The organism is Streptomyces pseudovenezuelae (assembly GCF_001513955.1).
GTDB classification, from domain to species: domain Bacteria; phylum Actinomycetota; class Actinomycetes; order Streptomycetales; family Streptomycetaceae; genus Streptomyces; species Streptomyces pseudovenezuelae.
The window spans coordinates 151,274-170,079 of the sequence record NZ_KQ948144.1 but is presented as its reverse complement, the minus strand read 5'-3'; the positions used below and the strand labels follow the sequence as shown (position 1 = coordinate 170,079).

At 70.8% G+C, this 18,806-nt stretch carries 20 protein-coding genes and 1 pseudogene; 9 read left to right on the top strand and 12 right to left on the bottom strand.

Going from position 1 to position 18,806, the window contains the following annotated elements:
* Positions 1-90 precede the first annotated feature (90 nt).
* The 4 genes from AQI94_RS00745 (at position 91) to AQI94_RS00735 (ending at position 2,633) form a co-directional block, all read left to right on the top strand.
* On the top strand, positions 91-936 hold the full coding sequence (locus AQI94_RS00745) for a helix-turn-helix domain-containing protein (RefSeq protein ID WP_031041819.1): 846 nt from the start codon (positions 91-93) through the stop codon (positions 934-936).
* Positions 937-1,164, top strand: coding sequence for a DUF397 domain-containing protein (locus AQI94_RS42405; RefSeq protein ID WP_051832027.1), 228 nt, complete (start codon positions 937-939; stop codon positions 1,162-1,164). It abuts the gene before it with no gap.
* 53 nt (positions 1,165-1,217) lie between these two features.
* Positions 1,218-2,207, top strand: a complete 990-nt coding sequence (locus AQI94_RS00740) for a BtrH N-terminal domain-containing protein (RefSeq protein ID WP_031041821.1) — start codon at positions 1,218-1,220, stop codon at positions 2,205-2,207.
* A 123-nt stretch (positions 2,208-2,330) separates the two neighbouring features.
* Positions 2,331-2,633: a zinc-ribbon domain-containing protein gene (locus AQI94_RS00735; protein WP_031041822.1), complete on the top strand. Its 303-nt coding sequence runs from the start codon at positions 2,331-2,333 to the stop codon at positions 2,631-2,633.
* A gap of 4 nt (positions 2,634-2,637) precedes the next feature.
* Here the strand turns inward: AQI94_RS00735 and AQI94_RS00730 are convergent, their stop codons facing one another.
* Positions 2,638-3,456: an SAM-dependent methyltransferase gene (locus tag AQI94_RS00730; protein WP_031041823.1), complete on the bottom strand. Its 819-nt coding sequence runs from the start codon at positions 3,454-3,456 to the stop codon at positions 2,638-2,640.
* An 11-nt stretch (positions 3,457-3,467) separates the two neighbouring features.
* Complete coding sequence (locus AQI94_RS00725) at positions 3,468-5,114, bottom strand: sigma-70 family RNA polymerase sigma factor (protein ID WP_051832029.1); 1,647 nt, start codon at positions 5,112-5,114, stop codon at positions 3,468-3,470.
* A gap of 196 nt (positions 5,115-5,310) precedes the next feature.
* On the opposite strand from AQI94_RS00725, the gene AQI94_RS00720 reads away from it, so the two are divergent.
* Positions 5,311-5,727 (top strand): SsgA family sporulation/cell division regulator, encoded by a 417-nt coding sequence (locus AQI94_RS00720; RefSeq protein WP_031041827.1) that lies wholly within the window; start codon positions 5,311-5,313, stop codon positions 5,725-5,727.
* Between the two features lie 50 nt (positions 5,728-5,777).
* On the opposite strand, the gene AQI94_RS00715 is transcribed toward AQI94_RS00720, so the two are convergent.
* Complete coding sequence (locus AQI94_RS00715; RefSeq protein ID WP_031041830.1) at positions 5,778-6,332, bottom strand: HAD domain-containing protein; 555 nt, start codon at positions 6,330-6,332, stop codon at positions 5,778-5,780.
* Positions 6,333-6,641: 309 nt separating this feature from the next.
* On the opposite strand from AQI94_RS00715, the gene AQI94_RS00710 reads away from it, so the two are divergent.
* Positions 6,642-7,022: a hypothetical protein gene (locus AQI94_RS00710; protein WP_037941821.1), complete on the top strand. Its 381-nt coding sequence runs from the start codon at positions 6,642-6,644 to the stop codon at positions 7,020-7,022.
* Between the two features lie 193 nt (positions 7,023-7,215).
* Here AQI94_RS00710 and AQI94_RS00705 read toward each other — a convergent pair whose 3' ends face one another.
* On the bottom strand, positions 7,216-7,650 hold the full coding sequence (locus AQI94_RS00705; protein ID WP_031054250.1) for a DUF2267 domain-containing protein: 435 nt from the start codon (positions 7,648-7,650) through the stop codon (positions 7,216-7,218).
* A 90-nt stretch (positions 7,651-7,740) separates the two neighbouring features.
* Positions 7,741-8,166 carry an Hsp20/alpha crystallin family protein gene (locus AQI94_RS00700; RefSeq protein ID WP_031054248.1) on the bottom strand — a complete coding sequence of 142 codons (426 nt, stop codon included), beginning with the start codon at positions 8,164-8,166 and terminating at the stop codon, positions 7,741-7,743.
* A gap of 183 nt (positions 8,167-8,349) precedes the next feature.
* Between AQI94_RS00700 and AQI94_RS00695 the strand changes: the two genes are divergently transcribed.
* Positions 8,350-8,652, top strand: coding sequence for a hypothetical protein (locus tag AQI94_RS00695; protein WP_062229524.1), 303 nt, complete (start codon positions 8,350-8,352; stop codon positions 8,650-8,652).
* A gap of 6 nt (positions 8,653-8,658) precedes the next feature.
* Here AQI94_RS00695 and AQI94_RS00690 read toward each other — a convergent pair whose 3' ends face one another.
* Positions 8,659-9,030, bottom strand: coding sequence for a VOC family protein (locus AQI94_RS00690; RefSeq protein WP_031053751.1), 372 nt, complete (start codon positions 9,028-9,030; stop codon positions 8,659-8,661).
* Positions 9,031-9,155: 125 nt separating this feature from the next.
* On the opposite strand from AQI94_RS00690, the gene AQI94_RS00685 reads away from it, so the two are divergent.
* Positions 9,156-10,520, top strand: coding sequence for an alginate lyase family protein (locus tag AQI94_RS00685; RefSeq protein WP_031053748.1), 1,365 nt, complete (start codon positions 9,156-9,158; stop codon positions 10,518-10,520).
* Between the two features lie 249 nt (positions 10,521-10,769).
* Here the strand turns inward: AQI94_RS00685 and AQI94_RS00680 are convergent, their stop codons facing one another.
* Together AQI94_RS00680 and AQI94_RS00675 are read right to left on the bottom strand one after the other, a co-directional pair.
* Positions 10,770-12,224 carry an MFS transporter gene (locus AQI94_RS00680; RefSeq protein ID WP_031056789.1) on the bottom strand — a complete coding sequence of 485 codons (1,455 nt, stop codon included), beginning with the start codon at positions 12,222-12,224 and terminating at the stop codon, positions 10,770-10,772.
* Positions 12,225-12,312: 88 nt separating this feature from the next.
* Positions 12,313-13,689, bottom strand: coding sequence for a DUF445 domain-containing protein (locus AQI94_RS00675; protein ID WP_031056787.1), 1,377 nt, complete (start codon positions 13,687-13,689; stop codon positions 12,313-12,315).
* Positions 13,690-13,884: 195 nt separating this feature from the next.
* Here AQI94_RS00675 and AQI94_RS00670 point away from each other — a divergent pair, with 195 nt between their 5' ends.
* Positions 13,885-15,219 carry an SGNH/GDSL hydrolase family protein gene (locus AQI94_RS00670; protein ID WP_031056786.1) on the top strand — a complete coding sequence of 445 codons (1,335 nt, stop codon included), beginning with the start codon at positions 13,885-13,887 and terminating at the stop codon, positions 15,217-15,219.
* 108 nt (positions 15,220-15,327) lie between these two features.
* Here the strand turns inward: AQI94_RS00670 and AQI94_RS00665 are convergent.
* The 4 genes and pseudogenes from AQI94_RS00665 to AQI94_RS00650 all read right to left on the bottom strand — a co-directional run.
* A pseudogene (locus tag AQI94_RS00665) lies at positions 15,328-16,026 on the bottom strand (DUF1707 SHOCT-like domain-containing protein); the annotation flags it as partial.
* Between the two features lie 33 nt (positions 16,027-16,059).
* Entirely contained in the window at positions 16,060-17,034 is a 975-nt protein-coding gene (locus AQI94_RS00660; RefSeq protein WP_031056780.1) for an ABC transporter ATP-binding protein, read from the bottom strand.
* 23 nt (positions 17,035-17,057) lie between these two features.
* On the bottom strand, positions 17,058-17,879 hold the full coding sequence (locus AQI94_RS00655) for an ABC transporter permease (RefSeq protein WP_031056778.1): 822 nt from the start codon (positions 17,877-17,879) through the stop codon (positions 17,058-17,060).
* The gene (locus AQI94_RS00650; protein WP_031056776.1) at positions 17,872-18,672 is read right to left on the bottom strand and encodes an ABC transporter permease; all 801 of its coding nucleotides are present in this window, start codon (positions 18,670-18,672) and stop codon (positions 17,872-17,874) included. Before AQI94_RS00650 ends, AQI94_RS00655 begins: the two co-directional genes overlap by 8 nt.
* Positions 18,673-18,806: the final 134 nt, after the last annotated feature.

Here is an 18,806-nt window from a genome sequence, read left to right as displayed (position 1 = left end):
GAGTGAATTTGATGGTGGCTCCGGCCGCTCCCTGCCTAGCCTGTTGAGAATCTCCGGGCCTGCCGACCCGGTACCTGGCGGAGGAGCCGCATGCCCGAACGCACCACAACCCGGCGTCGTCAACTAGGCGCGATGATGCGCAAGTTGCGCGCCCGCAAGGGCATGACGCTTGAGGAGGCCGGGAAACTCGTCGGCGTTTCCAAGGCGACGGTGAGCAGGTACGAAACTCAGGCAGGACCGGTCAAGTGGCTCATCATCGACGCGCTCTGCCGCGGGTACGGAGCAACTGAGGCCGAACGCACGGCGATTGTCGGGCTTGCCAAAGATGCGAAGCAGCAGGGCTGGTGGAGCTCCTTCGCCGACTCCATCCCGGAGAGCATGAACCTGCTGCTCACTCTGGAGGACGAGGCAGTGCAGGAGAGTCACTTCGCGTGCGTCTACGTCCCCGGCCTCCTCCAGACCCGCGCGTACAGCACAGCACTTCAGAAGGCCAACGAAGTGCCTCTGGAGCCTGGGGAGATCGAGCGGCTCGTCGACATCCGAATGAAACGGCAGGAGATCCTCAACCGTCCGAAGCCGCCACGCCTCTGGGCCATCCTCGACGAGTCCGTGATCCGCCGCGTCGTCGGATCACCCGACATCATGAAGGAGCAGCTCGGCCGACTCCTCGAAGCCAACGAGTCACCGCACACAACACTTCAGGTGCTGCCCTTCGCCAAGGGTGCTCATGCCGCAGCGCTGGGAAGCTTCGTCATCATCGGCGGCGCCGAGCCAGGTCTCGACGTCGTGTACGTCGACTTCCACACCGGCTCCCTCTTCCTGGAGAAGGACGAGGAACTGGACCGATACAGACTTGCGTTCGAGTACCTTCGCGCACAAGCGTTGGACATGGAAGCCTCCTCCGCCATGATCCATCGCGCCCGCAAGGAGCTGTGAATGTCCGTCGGTCCTCAGCTTGTTTCTGAGCCTGCTTGGTTCAAGTCGTCTTACAGCGGGGGCAATGCGACCGAGTGCGTCGAAGCCGCGGTCGTCCCCTTCGGCGTACTCATACGGGACTCGAAGCGCCCCGGGTATCCCCACCTCACCGTGTCAGCGCCACCCTGGGGCGAGTTCCTGGCAAGCCTCGACTTGCCGCTGCCTTTCCCCGGAGAGCCGAAGCTCTGAGGTCCACGCTCCGGGAAAGCCTGATCCGATCGCCTGCATCAGGAGACCACCGCATGACCATCGTGCAGGGCATCGACCCCCGCGGCATGCAGCACTGCGAGACCACCACCCTAGGCGTGCTCCTGCGTCACCAGGGGGTCGATCTCTCCGAGCCCATGCTCTTCGGGCTCGGTCGTGGGCTGTCCTTTGTCTACTGGGACAGCAAGAGCATGGGCTTTCCCTTTCTCGGGGGGCGGGTCAAGCCGTTCGAGCTGACCAGGAACCTCGCCGACACGCTCGGGCTGGAGCTGGTGGTGCGGGAGACCTCCTCCGCCCGCAAGGGCTGGGCGAATGTCGTGGAGGCGATCGGTGCCGGGCGGCCCGTGGGGTTGCAGCTCGACAGTTACCACCTGGAGTACTTCACGGCGAAAGTGCACTTCGGGGGGCATGTCGTCGCCATGTACGGCTATGACGACCGGGTCGCCCGGCTCGTGGACACCGAGCAGCAGGGCGGGGCCGTGACGACCGGGCTGGGCAGTCTTGCCGAGGCCAGGGCGGCGCGCGGGCCCATGGCCGCCAGGCACCGGTCCTTCACCCTCACCGCTCCGCAGGACCTGCCCGCCGTTCACGACAGGATCGTTCCCGCCGTCACCGCCTGCGCCCACGCCTTCCTCAACCCGCCCATCGCCAACCTCGGGCACCGTGGCATCGCGAAGAGCGGCAAGCTCGTACCCACCTGGCTCGGGCGGAGCGACGATCCTCGGCGGGACCTGCCGCAGGCCGCCCTGCTGATGGAGAAGGCCGGTACCGGCGGCGCCCTGTTCCGCAATCTCTACCGGGACTTCCTCGCCGAATGCGGCCAGTTCCTCGACAGTGAACTCCTGCGCACCGGCCATCGGTTGTACGCCGAGGCGGCCGCCCTGTGGACCGAGGTCGCGATGCTGATCACCGAGGCCGGTGAGTCGGGTGAGGAGCGGTACCTCGTACAGGCGGGCACCGCCCTTCTTGAACTGTCGCGCATCGAGCGCGAGGCCATGGAGGCGCTGAGCCGCCTGGAGAACTGAACCGAGTCCCGGTGCAGGCAGGAGGCGGCGCCCCACACGGTCGACCGAGGGTGACGTAACAGCGAAGACGCCGGACGCAGGGATACTGCCTCTCAAGGACCGACCCCGGAAGGCGACGACACCATGCTCATCCTCTTTGGCACCAAGGGATACCTGTACCAGCTCGCGATACTCACCCTGGTGTGCGGGCGGTGCGGGAACCCGGCCGCGCACACCCTGCGCAAGCGCGTCACGAAGTTCACGCTGTTCTTCGTGCCGCTGTTCCCGATCTCCACCAAGTACGCGTCGCAGTGCACCTTCTGCGGTGCGGAGAACAAGGTGAGCGCCGAGGAGGCGGAGCAGCTGCAGGCGCAGGCCGCCGCCGGTGGCGGGCAGAGCGGTCAGGTGTACGGCGGACAGGCCCCGCAGCAGCCGTACCAGCACTGAGGTCTCAGCGGGACTTGCGGGCCACCCCGCCGTAGAAGCCGATCTCGTGCGAGCGGGGCGGCGGGGGTGTGTCCGGGCGCCAGAACGGGACCTGGGCCACGCCCGGATCTATCAGCTCGAAGCCGTCGAAGAAGCGCTCGATCTCGGTGCGGGTGCGCAGGTTCATGGCCGCCGTGGCCTTGCGGTAGACGGCAGCCGCCCCGCTGCGGTCCGCGAAGTCGCCGGTGGCGTGGGACAGGATCAGGTGGCTGCCGGGGGTGAGGGCGTCGCGGAGGGTGGCGACGATCTCCTGCGGCTTGTCCGCGTCCGCGAGGAAGTGCAGGACGACGCCCAGAAGCAGCGCCACCGGCTCGTCGAAGTCGATGACGGCCCGTACCTCGGGGGCGTCCAGGATCGCCCGCGGGTCGCGCAGGTCGGCCAGGAGGATGCCGATCGTGATGCCGGCGGTGCCGGTGGTGCCGTCCGGGCCGAGCAGGTCGCCGGCGTGGGCGTGCACGATCGGGTCGTTGTCGACGTAGGCGACGCGGATGTCCGGCGCCACCTCCAGGGCCGTCTCGTGGACGTTCGGTGCGGTGGGCAGGCCGGTGCCGATGTCCAGGATCTGGCGGACCCCGGAGCCGACGACGTGACGGACGGCCCGGCGCAGGAAGGCCCGGTTGGCCCGTACGCCGATCCGCGCCTCCGGGGCCGCCGCGACGAGCTGTTCGCCGGCCTCGCGGTCCACCTCGTAGTGGTCCTTGCCGCCGAGGAGGTAGTCGTAGATCCGTGCGGGGTGCGGCTTGGTGGTGTCGATCTCCTCGGCGCGAAAGCCGTTCTCTCCCACGGGGGCTCCTCTCAGGCGGCCCCGAACGCCTGACCGGCGGGGAGCACGTCAGCTGTGCCTTCGCTGGGTTCAACTCCCTTGTCCGTGGCGGAAGTTCCGGGGGCGGGCCCGGGTCCGCACCCGTCGCCGGCGCCGTCGCTGGGCGGAGCGACTGGGGTGGTGGGGGGCTCCGATGCGGCCGGGGGATCCGATGGCTGCGGTGACCCCGGCGCGGTCGGGGGTTCCGAGTAGGTCGGTGGGTCCGGCGTCTCGTCGGCCGGTGGAGGACCGGTGGGCGTCGGGGTGCTGGGCTCCGGTACGGGTGTCTTCTCCCCCGGCCCGCCGGGCTTCGGCTTCCCCGGCTCGGGCTTCTGTTTCTCCGGCGGAACCGGCGTCGGATCCGCGGGCGGCTCCGGCGTCCCGGGCTCCCCGACGACACCTCCGCCCTCAGAACCGCTGGATCCGTCGCCGGAGTCCCCCGAGTCCCCGGTGCTCCCGAAACCCCCGGCGCCCCCGGCGCCCCAGATGACCACCGCCCCGGCCCCGTCGCCCCGATCCCGGTCCCGCCCCCGCTCGGCCTCCACCGGCAAGGCATCCCCCGGCGTCCGCCCCGCCGCTCCCGCGGACGGACCGGCGACCGGTTCCTGTGACACCGGGCCCTGCGCCACCGGCGCCCTTCCCGGCGAAGTCACCGTGGCGGGCGACTCGTTGAGGCCGAGGGCCAGGACGACCGCGACGGCAGCCGCGACCGTCGTACCGGAGGCGAGGGCCGCCTTGGTCTTCGGGCCCGCCGCACGGGCCGTACGCAGCAGACCCTGGCCGGTCGCCGAAGCCGCACCGGCCGTACCGGCCGCACCTGCCGCGCCCGCGGACCCGGCCGTGAGCGACGCCAGGAACTTTCCTCCGCCGCCCACCGCGAGAACCAGCAGCGCGGGGCCGACGAGCGCGGGCAACCGGTGGTTGGCGCGGATCAGGACGGCGAGACGGCCGCGGCACCCGTCGCAGGCGTCGACGTGGGCGAGGAGGCGCTCGGACTGGCGCGGGGTCGCGTTGCCGCGGACGTAGGCCGGCATCCGGACCCAGTGGACCTCGCACGCGGGATCCTCGGGGGCCTCGGTCTGCGAGCGCAGGAACGCCTGGCGCATGCCTTCGCGGGCGCGGTGCAGCAGTACCGCCGTCGCGCCCTGCTTGGCGCCGATCTGCCGGCCGACCGTCTCCAGCGGCTGGCCCTCGGCGTCGGCGAGCCACAGGGCCCGCACCCAGCGTTCGGGGAGTTCGCCGAGGACACGCACCAACAGGTCGGTGGCGGAGACCTGTTCGGCCGGGTCCGCCATCTGTCCGGCCGAGGCCTGCTCCGGAACCTGCGGGAGCTGCGGGTCCCGCGGGGTCTCGTGCGTGGCGCTGCTCGCGACGGAGGACGCGAGATGCCGGACGGTGGTCATGAGGTACGCCGGGACGTTGTCGATCTCGTGTCCGGCGGACAGTCGCCGCCACACCCTGAAGTGCGCCTCGGCGACAAGGTCTTCGGCCGCCCAGGTGTTACGGGTGAGCGAGCGGGCATACGCGACGAGGCGCGGCTGCTCCTGCTCGTAGATCCGCACGTACGCGGCGGTCGCGGCGGCCTCGGCGGTCGCGGAGGGGGATGTCAGGGCGGGCACTCTGGCCGGTTGGTCGGTCATGCAGGAACGCTCCAGTTCCCGGCGGTCGGGGCGCGAAAGGGTTTGTCAGCGTAGATGACAAAACTTTCAATCATTCAGTTCCGGCCGTGATTCAGATCACATGAACGAACTCCGGGCCCGCGTAATCGATCGGTACTCCTGGGGCTCGACAAGGCAACCGACCCGCACCCCACACCCGAGACGGAGACCGCCGCTCATGCGCCTCACCACCCTGGAACAGACCGTCCGCGCCCGTCTGATCACCGCCGGCCACCCGGAACTCCCGGTGCGCCCCACGCTGCGCTACAGCTCCGCCGAGCCGTTCGCCGTGCACATCGACTTCCCCGCGCAGGTCTCGGCCGACGGGGAGGGCCTGACGTGGATGTTCGGACGGGCCCTGCTGGAGGAGGGACTCGGGACACCGGCCGGGGAGGGGGACGTACGGATACGGCCCTACGGATGGGCCCGGACCGTCATCGAGTTCCACTCCCCACTGGGCCTCGCCGTGATCCGCTTCGGCACGGCCGGCCTGCGCCGCTTTCTGCTGCGCTCCTACGACGTCGTCGAGCCCGGCGCCGAGGATCTGGGCCCTGACCTCGACCAGGGCCTCGCCTCGCTGCTCGACGAGGTGTGAGAAGGCACCCGCCCTCCTGCCCCACCTCCCTTCCCCGCCCCCCACTGCCCTCACAGGCTCCGGGCGAAGGCCGCGAGCTCGGCGAAGTCCGCTTCGCGCAGCCCGAGTCGGGGGTCGACCCGGTGCAGCAGGGCCGGCCCGGCATGGTGTGCGGTCACGAACCGCCGGTCCTGGTCGTCGAGTTCGTCGTCGAGCCAGGCGAAGGGGCGGCCGCGGGCATGGGTGACGAGGTGGCGGGTCTTCCAGAAGGTGCCGTTCGGGCCGGGGGTGAGGGTCGTGGGCCAGTCGACGACGGGGAGGGCCGGGAGACCGAGGACGGGGGCGATGAAGGTGTTCGCCTCCTGGCGCCAGGTGGTCGCCCAGACGAGGTCGTAGCGGTCCGCCAGTGCCAGCAGGGCGCGTCCGTGGCCGGGGTTGAGCCAGACCCGCAGGGGTTTGACGGCGGACGGGGGCAGGCCGGGGTGCTGGGCGATCCAGCCGTCGGGCTTCATGCGGTGGGTGGTGTAGCCCTCGGGACGGCGTTCGGGCTGGGCGGCGTAGGGGTTGAGGGGTCCGTCGACGTCGAGGTAGAGGAGCGCGCGGCCCGTGCCGCCGTCGCCGCTCATGAGCGCTCGCGCCGGCGCCGCCCCCGGTCCTTCCGCGTGCGTACGTCCGTCACCCTCGCCGCCTCCCCTCGCCGCGGTTGCCTGAGTGAGCACCACGGTTGCCTGAGAGAGCCCCCGCGGTTACCTGTGTGAGCGCCACGGTTGCCCCCGTGAGGGAAGACTCGCCCGCCAGAGCCGTCCGCGCCAGCCCTTTCCCGCGACCCGGTCTGTGACAGCCCTGTTGCCGGAACTATGGGCTCCGTCACAGCGGTTCCCCTTCCGTGCTGCTGAACTCTGCGGACCCGGAAGACGAGTGGTCAGGGGGCCGGGATGTCATCACTGCCGCGCGGTCTGCGAGGCGTCGCCACGCTGGCGGGGCTCGTGGCGCTCGCCGTGTACGCATGGGGGCTGCTGCATCTGGCCGGCTCGGTCCTGGAGGCGGAGGACGGCGGTGTGAACTCCGCGCCGATGCCGCCGTGCCGCGGGAGCGAGCAGGCCGCCCAGGTCATCGACTACTCGGTGAGCTATCTCCCCCTCTCCTTCGACTGCGAGCTGAGCGGCGGCGGCAGCTACTCGGCCGGGGCGATCCCCGGGTACGTCAATCCCGTCGCCGTGGGCTCCGCCCTCGGTGCCGTCGGCTGTGCCGTCGCCGCCGCCTGGGTGGCGGAGCTGCGGCTGCGCGCCGGGACACGCGAGGGCGGGGCCCGCTAGGGCCTGTCGTTTGGATCAGCCCGGCGTCGCGGGGTCTGGCACGCACATCTGCGGCGTTGTCGTCGGTCGCCGACGCTCCGCGTCGACTCCCTCCTCCGCCTTGCAGCTGCACGCACCAGACCCCGCTCAAGTCGGCAGAAAAGCACCGCACCTCACGGCCGGCCTGATCCAAACGACAGACCCTAGGGCCCGGTCAGGCCGCGGGAGCCAGTTCCGCCTTGCCGAACAACAGGGCGTAGCCGGACGGCAGTCGGGCCAGCACTCGGTCGACGAGCTCGTCGCCCACCAGCTTCGGCAGCACGCTCAGGACCGAGCTGACGTGCCAGCGGGCCGTCGCCGGGGTCGCGCCCTCGATGCGACCGGCCACCGACTCCACGAACTCCGGTGCGGCCAGCGGCTTGTTGAGCGGAATCCGGGAGGCGACAAGCCTGGCGGCCTCCTCGGGCAGGGCCCGGGCGAGGTCGACACGTTCGTCGCCGGTGACATGGCCGCCGAGGGCGGACAGGACGACACGGGCGACCTGTTCCGCCTCCGCCGTGCTCGCGTACTGCCCGGCGTCCCGCACGGCGTCGACGAGGTCGCTCCACCGTGCCGTTCCGGTCGCTCGTTCCGCGCTGAGTGCGCTCATGTACGGGTCTCCTGGGGGTCGTTGCACCCCGCGGGCGGATCGGCCGGCCCGCGGGGCGCGACTGCCTGGTTCGTTCTACGGCCGCCGCGGTCAGCGGCTGATCTGCTTGCGGTCGCTGTCGCCGCCCGTGATCCGGATGCGGCGCGGCTTGGCCTGCTCGGCCACCGGGATGCGCAGGGTGAGGACGCCGGCGTCGTACGAGGCGTCGATGCGTTCCGTGTCGAGGGTGTCGCCGAGGAAGAGCTGACGGGTGAAGGAGCCCGTGGGGCGCTCGGCGACGATCATCTCCGCGTCCTCGGGGGCGGGGAGGCGGCGCTCGGCGCGGACGTTCAGGACGTTGCGCTCGACGTCCAGGTCGATCGATTCGGGGTCGACACCGGGGAGGTCGAAGTGGACGACGAAGTCGTCCCCCGACCGGTACGCGTCCATCGCCATCGCGGCGGGACGGGCGGTGGAACCGAAAACCTGCTGCGTGAGCCGGTCGAACTCACGGAAGGGGTCGGTACGCATGAGCATCACAGTCCATCTCCTTTCCCCAGACTCCGGGTGCGATGCCCTACGCCTTCTTATATAGCTCGGAGCCAGGAAACTTGACAAGCCCAGACTCAGGTTAGTTTCCCGTCTCAGGTCCGGAGTTAGCCTCGCCCCATCGGCGGGGCCGGTCGTGACCGTGCCGATCATGAGCGTCAGGAGGCAGACATGGCGAAGGTTCCCAGCGCGCTGGTGGCGGCGGGCGGGCTCGTCGGCGGGTACGGCGTGGCCCGCTGGACGAGGAAGCGGCAGCTGGGCGGGGCGGTGCTGGCCGTCGCCGGGGCCGCGGCGGCCCAGCAGTGGCGGGAGCGGGCCGGCGGAAAGGCGGCCGGGGCACTGACGGCCGCGTACGTGGCCGCCTTCGCCGGGTCCCACCCGCTGGCCAAGAAGGTCGGCGCGTGGCCCGCGGTGTTCGGTGCGGCGGGCGCGGTGGCCCTGGCCTCGTGGGCGGTGGCGGACCGCAACGCCTGAGAGGTCTCACCCGCCTCCCCCGGACGGGTGGGTCAGCACGTTCACCACCCGCCCGTTCGGATCGCGGACGAAGAAGCGCCGTACGCCCCACTCCTCGTCCCGCAGCTCCCGTACGATCTCCGCGCCCGACGCGACGACCTGCGCGTACACGGCGTCGACGTCCTCGACCTCCACGCTCAGATCGGGTACGACGGGCGCGGTGCGCTCCTGGGTGAGAAAGCTGATCTGGGCGGTCGGGTTGGCGGGCGACGCCAGCGTCACCACCCACCCCATGTCCATGACCTCCTCGAACCCGAGCAGGCCGTAGAAGTCACGGTTGGCGGTCAGCGCCTCCCCGGACTCGACGTGGATGTCGGGCATGATCCTGCGAATGCTCACGGGCACGACTCCTCGGCTGTCGCCTTTTCTGTTATCGCCGGTCCCACCCTCGCGTCTCCTGACCGTCCCCAGCCACCGGCACGCGAGGAATGACGTTCGTGACTTCACAGATCAGCCGCCGCGCCATGCTCAGGGCGACGGCAGCGGCAGGTGCGGCGGTGACCGCCACGACGGCCCTGCCCGCCACGGCCGCCACCGCCGCCGACTCCGCCTTCGCGCACCCGGGCCTGCTGCACACCCGGGCCGACCTGACCCGCATGGCCGCCAAGGTGAAGGCGGGCGCCGCCCCCTGCACGGCGGGGTTCGCCAGGCTGACCGCCAACCGCCATGCGCAGAGCGACTGGACGCCCAACCCGCAGACGACGGTGTACCGGGGCGAGGGCAGCCCGCAGAACTACGCGACGCTCTACAACGACATCCACGCCGCTTACCAGAACGGCCTGCGCCACCATGTCAGCGGCGACAGCGCGTACGCCGACACGGCCGTGGCGATCCTCAACGCCTGGTCGGCGAAGCTGACTTCCCTCGAAGGCAGCGCGGACCGCTTCCTCGCCGCAGGGCTCTACGGCTACCAGTTCGCCAACGCCGCCGAACTCGTCCGCGACCACCCGGACTTCGACCTCTCCCGCTTCCAGGAGATGCTCACCAAGGTCTTCGCCCCGCTCAGCGACGACTTCCTGGTCCGGCACAACGGCGCCGTCGTCACCAACTACTGGACCAACTGGGACCTCACCGCCATGGCCTGCGTCCTGGCCACCGGCATCCTCTGCGACGACAGGTCCCAAGTCACCCGCGCCATCGACTACTTCAAGCACGGGGACGGCCTCGGAGCGATCAGGAACGCCATCCCCGTCGTGCACGACGACGGCCTCGCCGAGTGGCTGGAAGCGGGCCGGGACCAGGGGCACGCGCTCCTCGGCGTCGGCCTCATGGGCACGTTCTGCGAGATGGCGTGGAACCAGGGGTACGACCTGTACGGCTACGACGACAGCCGCTTCCTCAAGGGCGCCCAGTACGTGGCGAAGTGGAGCCTGGGAGGGGACGTCTCCTACACCGCGAACACCCGCGCGAAGGGGGCGATCGGAGGCTGGTCCGGGAGAGAGACGGCCTCCGCGGCGGCCGGGGTCGACCCGTCGATGACCCGCCCCATCTGGGCGATGATCGCCAACCACTACACGAAACGGCGGGGACTTCCGGCGTCGTACGTCACCCGGATCGCGGCGAAGTCGGCACCGGAGGGGGGCGGCGGGGACTACGGCCCCAACAGCGGGGGCTACGACCAACTGGGCTTCGGCACGCTGGCGTTCACACGGGACCGGGCGGTCACTCCTCGGCCTGCGCCCAGCTCAGCCGCCTCTCCGCAGGCCGGGACCACCGGCGGCCAAAACCTCGCCGCCACGGGTTCCGCCGATGTGGTCGGGTGGTCGGCGGCTGCGGGGATCACGGCGGTGGCGGGGGGACTGCTGTTGCTGCGGCGGCGGGGCGAATAGGCGCCGGGTGCGGGCCGGTGGGGGCTGGTCGCGCAGTTCCCCGCGCCCCTGGGTGGGCCATGTGGACGCTCGTGCAGCCGCACACGGCGCACAGGGGACGGGGTGGGGGGTGTCCGCCCGCAGCGGCCGGCGTCCGTTACAGAGCACTCCTCAAGGGACCGAGCCGCCGGACCGAGGACGGATACCCCCCACCCCGGCCCCGACCCCACCACCCACCCAGGGGCGCGGGGAACTGCGCAAAAACGCACATCACCCCGTAGCCGTGAGCGGCTTGGCGATGTCCTCCAGCGACCGCCTCTCCGCCCGCACCGCAAGAAACGCCGCCACCAGCCCCGCCGCACACATCAGCCCCGCCCCGATCTGGAAGGCCAGCACCGTGTCGCCGACCTTGCCCGTACTCGTGAGGTCGGCGAACAGCAGCGGCCCGCTGATACCGCCCGCCGCGGTGCCCAGCGCGTAGAAGAACGCGATCGACATCGCCCGCGTCTCCATCGGGAACACCTCGGACACCGTGAGGTAGGCGCTCGACGCCCCCGCCGAAGCGAAGAACAGCACCGCGCACCAGCACGCCGTCAAGGAACCCGCACTCAGCGACCCCTGGTCGAACAGCCACGCCGTACCGAACAGCAGCACCCCCGACAGCAGATACGTCGACGAGATCATCACCCGCCGCCCCACCGTGTCGAACAGCTTCCCCAGCAGCAGCGGCCCGAAGAAGTTGCCGACCGCGATGACCGCGAAGTAGTACCCGGTGTCCCCGGTCGGCACGTCGAAGAACGTCGTGAGGATCGCCCCGAACCCGAACGTGATCGCGTTGTACAGAAACGCCTGGCCGATGAAGAGCGAGAAGCCGAGCACCGACCGGCGCCGGTAGTCCGAGAACACCGTCCGCGCGATCTCCACGAAGGTCACGCTCCGCCGCTGACGGATCGTGAGCTCCCCCTCGGGCCGCGGCAGAGCGGACCCCTGCTCCGCCTCCACCCGCTCCTCGATCGAGGTGACGATCCGCTCGGCCTCCTCGTCCCGCCCGTGGATCAGCAGCCACCGCGGACTCTCGGGCACATGCCGCCGTACGAGAAGGATCACGAACGCCAGCACCGCGCCCAGCGCGAACGTCAGCCGCCAGCCCACGTCCTTGGCGAAGATGTCCGTGTTCAGCGCGACGATCGACAGCAGGGAACCCCCCACCGCCCCCAGCCAGAAACTCCCGTTGATCATCAGGTCGACGCGGCCCCGGTACTGCGCCGGGATCAGCTCGTCGATCGCGGAGTTGATCGCCGCGTACTCCCCGCCGATGCCGAACCCGGTGAGGAACCGGAACAGGAAGAACCACCAGGAGTCGAAGGACACCGCCGTCAGTGCCGTGGCCGCCAGATACACCGCCAGCGTGATCATGAACAGCTTCTTGCGGCCCCATTTGTCCGTCAGCCGCCCCCAGAAGAGCGCCCCGAGGCACGCGCCCGCCACGTACAGCGCGGCCGCGACACCGGTGACCTGCCCGGAGGAGATCGACAGGCCGCTCCCCGGTTCCGACAGCCGGCTGGCGATGTTGCCGACGACCGTGACCTCAAGGCCGTCGAGGATCCATACGGTGCCGAGGCCGATGACGATGGTCCAGTGCCAGCGTGACCAGGGAAGCCGGTCGAGTCTGGCGGGGATGTTGGTCGTCACGGTGCGGCCGGTGTCGGCCTGGGCGGTGGTCACGGACGGGCTCCCTCCTCGTCGAGCGATCCTCGAACGACCCCCGGGTGCCCCCGGCCCGCCCGCCTACGCCCCCCGCCTACGCGCCCGCCTACGCCCCCAGCGCCCGCGACACCGTGTAGATCAGCAGTCCCGCGAGCGATCCGACCACCGTGCCGTTGATCCGGATGAACTGCAGGTCGCGGCCGATGTGCGCCTCGATCTTGCGTGTCGTGTGCTCGGCGTCCCAGCCGGCCACCGTGTCCGTGATGAGGGAGGTGATCTCCCGCCGGTAGGTGGTGACCACGTACACCGCGGCCCCCTCCACCCAGCCGTCGACCTTCGCCTGCACCTTCGGGTCGTCGGCCATCCGCGCGCCCAGCGACAGCAGCGACGCCCGCACCCGCAGCCGCAGCTCGCTGCGCTCGTCCTCGGCGGCGGAGACGATCATGGACCGTACGGCGGTCCAGGCGGACGCGATCAGGTCCTGCACCTCGCCGCGCCCCAGCACCTCGCCCTTGAGCCGCTCGACACGCGCGCGGGTGTCCGTGTCGGACTGGAGGTCGGAGGCGAAGTCCGTCAGGAACCGGTCCAGCGCCCCGCGCGCCGGATGGGAGGGCATGTCACGCATCTCGGTCACGAACCGCAGCAGCTCCTTGTAGACCCGCTCGCCGACCTTCTTGTCGACGAAACGCGGGGTCCAGCCGGGCGCGCCCCCCTGCACCGCGTCCATGACCTGTTCGTCGTGGAGCACGAGCCAGTCGTGGGCCCGGGCCACGACCAGGTCGACGACCCGCCGGTGCCCGCCGTCGGCGACGACCTTGTCCAGCATCTTGCCGATACCGGGCGCGATCTCCTGGGCGTCGGCCCGCCGGGTGATCGCCTCCCCGACCACGGCCTGGACGTCGGAGTCCCGCAGGACGGTCAAGGCACCCCTGAGCGCGGCCGACAGCTCCGCCGTGACCCGGTCGGCGTGCTCGGGCTCGGCAAGCCAGGCCCCCAGCCGGCTGCCGATCCCCACGGCCCGCAGCCGCTGTCGTACGACGTCCTCGGAGAGGAAGTTCTCACCCACGAACTCGCCCAGCGACACACCCAGCTGGTCCTTCTTGGTGGGGATGATCGCGGTGTGCGGGATGGGCAGGCCGAGCGGGTGGCGGAAGAGGGCGGTGACCGCGAACCAGTCGGCGAGCGCGCCGACCATGCCGGCCTCGGCGGCCGCCGCGACGTACCCGGCCCAGGGGCCGGCCCCGGAGCTGTGCGCCCACTTGGCGAGGACGTACACCACGGCCACGAACAGCAGCAGTCCGGTCGCGGTGAGCTTCATGCGCCGCACCCCGCGCTGTTTCTCCAGGTCGGCCTCGCTGAAGGTGTTCATCGCACGTACGGCCGGGGCGGGGGCGGCGCGGCCCGTGGACGTCGCGGCCCCGTCGCTCCGGGCCTGCGGCTCCACGTCCGACGGTGCCGTTTCCTCAGGTTTCGTGCGTTCCATCCGCTCCACCCGTTCGGTGATCCCTCACACATTGTCCCTTCCTGACCGACTCCCGGAACAGAACAGGAGTTCCCGGTGTCGGTTCCGGACGAGGGAACCGGAGGGGGCTCGTCACTGCTCCTCAGGTTCATGCCCCATCATGGGTTCATCAGATCGGAGCCTCGGGCTCCCATCGCCCTAGGAGAACAGCACCACATGACCCGGCGTCATGGTTACGCCCTGCTCGCCTCGATCGTCGCTCTGATCGTGGCCCTGTCCACCGCCATCTACGTCTCAGTGGCGGCCGGTACCGGCACCGCGGACCGGACCTCGTTGTCCGGTTCCGGGCCCGTACGCCCCTCCGCCGCGCCCGCCTCCGCAGGAGTCTGGGTCGGCACCTGGTCCGCCGCCCCGGTCGGCGCCGAGCCCGGCACCGGGGCCGAGGGAATGACCGGCCGCTCCGTCCGCAACGTCGTCCACACCAGCGTCGGCGGTACGAGTGCCCGTATCACGCTGTCCAATCTCTACGGCCGGACCGCGCTGACCGTCACGCACGCGTCCCTCGCCCTCGCCGCCGGTCCGGGGACCCCCGCGGCACAGACGGGCACCACACGGCGGCTCACGTTCGCCGGCAACACCACGGTCGTCGTCGCGGCGGGCGCGCAGGTGCTCAGCGACGCCGTCGCGCTGGCCGTCCCGGCGGGCGCCGACGTCCTCGTCACCACCTACTCCCCCACCCTGTCCGGCCCGGTCACCTACCACCCGACGGCCCGGCAGACCTCGTACGCCGGCCCGGGCGACCTCACCGCGAACGAGACCGGGGCGGGGTACACGGAGCAGGTCGACCACTGGCGGTATCTCACCGCGCTGGACGTGCTCAGCGGCGAGGCCGACGGCACGGTGGTCGCCTTCGGCGACTCGCTGACCGACGGCAAGAACTCCACCGCCGACGCGAACGCCCGCTGGCCGGACTTCCTGAACCGGCGTCTGCGCTCCGCGCTCGCCACCGGCCGGGACCTGCCCCGCTACAGCGTCGTCAACGAGGGGATCGGCGGCAACCGGGTCCTCGCGGACGCCCGGGGCCGCGCAGGGGAGAACCAGGCCGGCATCCGACGCTTCCGGCGCGACGTGCTCGACCGCCCCAACGTCAAGGTCGTGGTCGTCGACCTCGGCATCAACGACATCCTCCGCACGCCGGGCACCGTCGACCCCCAGCAGCTCCTCACCGGCCTGCGCGACCTGGTCCGCCAGGCCCACGCGCGCGGCATCAAGGTCGTCGGAGCGACCCTCATGCCCGTCGGCAGGCGCACCACCTGGACCGAGGCCCGCGAGGACGTCCGCCAGACCGTCAACGCGGAGATCCGTTCGGGCAGGGTCTACGACGCGGTGATCGACTTCGACCGGGCGCTGAGGGATCCCTACGACCCCCGCAGGCTCCGCACGATGTACGACTCGGGCGACCGGCTGCACCCCAACGACAAGGGGTACGAGCGGATGGCGGACGTGTTCGACCTGGAGTACCTGAAGGGGTCAACGGCGGCGCGACTGTAGGCGCGGGCCGGGTGGGTGCAGCCGGGCATGCCTGCCCTGCACCCACCCAGGGGCGCGGGGAACCGCGCGACCGGCCACGACGAGACCGCACCCGCCCCCGGCCGCTCAGCGCTCCCCGCGTCGAAGCTCCCGCGCAGCGGATCGGCGCTCCATCCGCTCCTGCCGCCGCTCCTCCCGCAGCCGCTGCCGGTCGGCCTTCCTGAGCTTGCGCTCGACCCCGACCCCGCCCCAGAAGGCGAACCCGCTCACGATCACGCGAGGTGCCCCGGGCTCACCCGGAACCCCTTCCTCGCGGTGGTCGAAGCCGCCCATGATCCCGATGCCGCGCACCACGACCTCGACCCCCGGCGGCACGACGACCTGCATCCCGCCCATGATCGCGACACAGGTGATCTCGACCTCGCCGGCGGCGAAGTTCGCCTCCCGCAGGTCGAGTTCCCCACCGCCCCAGAAGGCGAAGCAGGTGAAGCGCCGGGGCACGGTCCACCGCCCTTTGCGCTGGAACCCGGACATCACGGCGACCGCCCAGGTCGAGGAGCCCTCGCCGCCGACGATCCGGGACGCCCAACTCCCGTCCTGCTCCGGCCGCTTCAGCATGTCGACCTTGGGCGCGGTCACCGGCCCGACCGGCAGGTCACGGGTGATCGGAGCGAGCTCGCCGTAGGTCCGCGCCTTGTAGGTGGCGTCCAGGCGCTCCTCGAACTCCTCCATGTCGAGCCGCCCCTCCGCGAGGGCGTCCCGCAGGACCTCGGCGACTCGCTCACGATCGGCGTCGGCGGCACGCAGCTCTGGGAGTTCTTCCGTCATACAGGGCAGCCTACGAGCAACCCCTTCCCACGGCTACGACACCGCGTTCTCCGCTTCTCCCGCGTACATGCGCGCGATCACGGCCTCGATGTCCGGCTCCCGCACCGACAGGTCGACCAGCGGATACTCCGCCGCGACCCGGGCCACCAGCGCGGCCGCCGACTCGGACGCCGGGAACGCCAGCCACTGGCGCGGCCCTTCCACCTTCACCACGCGCGCGGGCGCCGCCTCGATCGGCGGCACCTCCCGCTCCAGGTCCACCACCAGCATGCGCTCGCTCTCGCCCACCTCGTGCAGGCCGGCGAGCGCACCGTCGTACATCAGGCGGCCGTGGTCGATGACCATCACGCGTGAGCACAGCTGCTCGATGTCCTGGAGGTCGTGGGTGGTCAGCAGGACCGTCGTGCCGCGCTCGGTGTTCAACTCCCGCAGAAAACCCCGCACCTTGGCCTTGGAGATGACGTCGAGTCCGATCGTCGGCTCGTCCAGGTACAGCACCTCGGGGTCGTGCAGCAGGGCCGCCGCGATGTCGCCCCGCATGCGCTGGCCCAGCGACAGCTGGCGCACCGGGACGTCCAACAGGTCGGTCAGTTCGAGGAGTTCGACGCAGCGGTCGAGGTTCTCGCGGTAACGGGCGTCCGGGATCCGGTACATGCGGTGCATCAGCCGGTAGGAGTCGATCAGCGGCAGGTCCCACCAGAGAGTGGTCCGCTGTCCGAAGACGACCCCGATCCGGTGGGCCAGCCGGGTGCGTTCGCGGGACGGGTCGATGCCGGCCACCCGCAGCCGGCCGCCGGACGGGGTCAGGATGCCCGTCAGCATCTTGATCGTCGTCGACTTGCCCGCGCCGTTCGGGCCGATGTACCCGACCATCTCACCGCGCGCCACGGTGAAGGAGATCGAGTCGACCGCCCGCACCTGGCGCCGTTCCCGTTTGAGGAACCCGGTCTTCCTGCGCACGTCGAAGACCTTCTCGACGCGGTCGAGTTCAATGAAGGCATCCGTCATCACGTCCATCGCCACGTCCACCTCTAACTCCCCGTACTCCGATACGACCCGAGCCCCGCCCGCCACGCGAGCCCCGCCAGCGCAGCGCACGCCACCGCCACCAGCGGCGGGGTGAAGGCCGCCCACCCCGGCAGGTCCAGCGGGTACGGCCGGCCCAACACGTAGGAGGCCGGCACCCAGTTGACGAAGGCGAGGGGCAGCACGAACGTCACCCCGCGCACGAAGTCCTTCCCGAACACCGTCGGCGGATACTGGAGCAGGGTCGTACCGCCGTACGTGAACGCGTTCTGCACCTCGGAGGCGTCCTGCGCGAAGATCTGGAAGGCCGCGCCCGCCACGAACACCGCGCAGAAGATCGCCGCGCCGCTGACCACCATCAGCGGCACCAGCAGCACTTTCGCCGCACTCCAGTCGACCTCCACCGAGGCCAGCGCCCACACCAGCACCGCCGTGCCCTGGGTGATCCGGCCCAGGCGGCGCACCGCGAAACGGTCCGCGCCGATCTGCGCGAGCACCGGCGCCGGGCGCACCAGCAGGATGTCGAAGGAGCCGTCCCGGATCCGTGAACCCAGCACGTCCATCGAGCCGAGCACCAGGTCGGCGATCCCGAAGGCGGTCACCGACAGGCCGTAGAGGAAGGCGATCTCGGGCAGCCCCCAGCCGCCCAGCGAGTCGACCTGCGAGAACATCAGCAGGATCCCGACGAAGTCCAGGCCGGTCATCAGCAGGTTGCCGCACATCGTGACGACGAAGGAGGTGCGGTAGGTCATCGCGGACCGGATCCACATGCCCGCGATCAGCCAGTAGGCCCGGACCCCCTCGCCCAGGCGGGACGTCTCAGCCACCCTGCACCACCACCCGCCGTGTCGCCGCCGACTGCAGCAGCCGCCCGGCTCCCAGCAGCACCACCGCCCACGTCGCCTGGAAGGCGTACGCGCCGAGCGGGTCGGTCTCCCCCATCAGCACATCGGCCGGCATCTGCAGCTGCGCCGCCCACGGCAGCGCCCGCACGATGTCGCCCAGCGCCCCCGGGAAGGCGTTGAGCGGGAACACGATGCCCGAGCAGAAGACGCCCGTGATCATCACGCCCTGCATGATGCCCATGCCGTCCATCAGCCAGAACACACTCAGCGCCGCGAGATAGCGGATCCCGAAACTGACCACCATGGCGAGCAGCAGCGCCACGAACAGGGCCGCCCACGACATGACGTCGGTGGGCAGCGCCATCGGGAAGAACAGCGCGCCGAACACGAAGGGGATCACCCCGCGCCCGATCAGCTGGAACAGCGAGCGGCCCAAGTCGCTCGCGAGCCACCACAGTTGAAGATCGGCCGGGCGGTACAGGTCGACCGCGATCTCACCCGTGCGGATCCGCTCGATCACGTCCTTCTCGGCACCGCCGCCCTGGATGGCCAGCGTCGAGTAGAGGCACTGCCCCAGCCAGACATAGGTGACGGCCTGCGCCTGGTCATAACCCCCCAGATGGGGCTTCTCGTCCCACAGCGCGAGATACGTGTAGACGAGGATCACACCGAAGACGGTGTTGGTGAACACCCCCGCGAACGTGGCCGCGCGATATGTCGCGTATCGTCGGAATCCCCCCGCCGCGACGGCCGCGTACAACCGCCAGGAACCCACATCAACAGCCCTCCTCGGCCCGCGGACACCGAAGCGCAGGAGCCTACTGCGCAGGTGACGGGGCGGGCCAGCCATTTTCCCGGGCGAGACGCGCGCCATATCCGGGAACGGAACGCCGGGTGCGAGAGTCTTCA

What these genes read in the sequence shown, in the direction of transcription:
- AQI94_RS00695 (WP_062229524.1), top strand. Translation starts at nt 8,350, where the DNA reads ATGGCGAAGGTTCCCAGCGCGCTGGTGGCGGCGGGCGGGCTCGTCGGC.
- AQI94_RS00720 (WP_031041827.1), top strand. Translation starts at nt 5,311, where the DNA reads ATGCGCCTCACCACCCTGGAACAGACCGTCCGCGCCCGTCTGATCACC.
- AQI94_RS00735 (WP_031041822.1), top strand. Translation starts at nt 2,331, where the DNA reads ATGCTCATCCTCTTTGGCACCAAGGGATACCTGTACCAGCTCGCGATA.
- AQI94_RS00660 (WP_031056780.1), bottom strand. Translation starts at nt 17,034, where the DNA reads ATGACGGATGCCTTCATTGAACTCGACCGCGTCGAGAAGGTCTTCGAC.
- AQI94_RS00740 (WP_031041821.1), top strand. Translation starts at nt 1,218, where the DNA reads ATGACCATCGTGCAGGGCATCGACCCCCGCGGCATGCAGCACTGCGAG.
- AQI94_RS00705 (WP_031054250.1), bottom strand. Translation starts at nt 7,650, where the DNA reads ATGAGCGCACTCAGCGCGGAACGAGCGACCGGAACGGCACGGTGGAGC.
- AQI94_RS00670 (WP_031056786.1), top strand. Translation starts at nt 13,885, where the DNA reads ATGACCCGGCGTCATGGTTACGCCCTGCTCGCCTCGATCGTCGCTCTG.
- AQI94_RS00745 (WP_031041819.1), top strand. Translation starts at nt 91, where the DNA reads ATGCCCGAACGCACCACAACCCGGCGTCGTCAACTAGGCGCGATGATG.
- AQI94_RS00700 (WP_031054248.1), bottom strand. Translation starts at nt 8,166, where the DNA reads ATGCTCATGCGTACCGACCCCTTCCGTGAGTTCGACCGGCTCACGCAG.
- AQI94_RS00685 (WP_031053748.1), top strand. Translation starts at nt 9,156, where the DNA reads ATGCTCAGGGCGACGGCAGCGGCAGGTGCGGCGGTGACCGCCACGACG.
- AQI94_RS00715 (WP_031041830.1), bottom strand. Translation starts at nt 6,332, where the DNA reads ATGAGCGGCGACGGCGGCACGGGCCGCGCGCTCCTCTACCTCGACGTC.
- AQI94_RS42405 (WP_051832027.1), top strand. Translation starts at nt 937, where the DNA reads ATGTCCGTCGGTCCTCAGCTTGTTTCTGAGCCTGCTTGGTTCAAGTCG.
- AQI94_RS00675 (WP_031056787.1), bottom strand. Translation starts at nt 13,689, where the DNA reads ATGGAACGCACGAAACCTGAGGAAACGGCACCGTCGGACGTGGAGCCG.
- AQI94_RS00710 (WP_037941821.1), top strand. Translation starts at nt 6,642, where the DNA reads ATGTCATCACTGCCGCGCGGTCTGCGAGGCGTCGCCACGCTGGCGGGG.
- AQI94_RS00725 (WP_051832029.1), bottom strand. Translation starts at nt 5,114, where the DNA reads ATGACCGACCAACCGGCCAGAGTGCCCGCCCTGACATCCCCCTCCGCG.